This window comes from Metabacillus lacus (assembly GCF_009674805.1).
Taxonomy (GTDB): domain Bacteria; phylum Bacillota; class Bacilli; order Bacillales; family Bacillaceae; genus Metabacillus_C; species Metabacillus_C lacus.
In genome coordinates, this window is sequence record NZ_WKKI01000130.1 from 1 (window position 1) to 376 (window position 376).

1 protein-coding gene is annotated in these 376 nt (G+C 34.3%); it reads left to right on the top strand.

Annotated elements, in window-relative coordinates; translation table 11 throughout:
* Window positions 1-150: 150 nt before the first annotated feature.
* Window positions 151-376 (top strand): hypothetical protein (locus GJU40_RS20615; protein WP_154309900.1); only part of this gene is annotated, 226 nt, incomplete at its 3' end.

Consider the following 376-nt stretch of genomic DNA (forward strand, 5'->3'; position numbering starts at 1 on the left):
ATCATTTCAGACATTGAAACAAGAGAAGGTTTTCCTAGAGGAAGTTATACAATCACTTTAAATGATAACAAAATAAATAAACACACAAGTATAGGTGACAAAGATAATTCTTTAATAATCTGGGACATAGAAAGACAATAGGGGGAACTCATGGATAATTTAGTTGTGCCAAGAATTAATAAAGAGTATTTAACTTCAATAATTTTTGCAGCATTATTTTTGATAGGAGGATGTGGAGTCATGGGAGGAATTTCTGAAACGCCAGAGGAGAGACATGCTAGGAAAACATTTATTAGTGTAAATGACTATGTGGGAGAAGGTTTCGATTGCCTGGTGGCCAGAAAAACGACCCAATTGCGAAGGAAAAGTTTAAAGA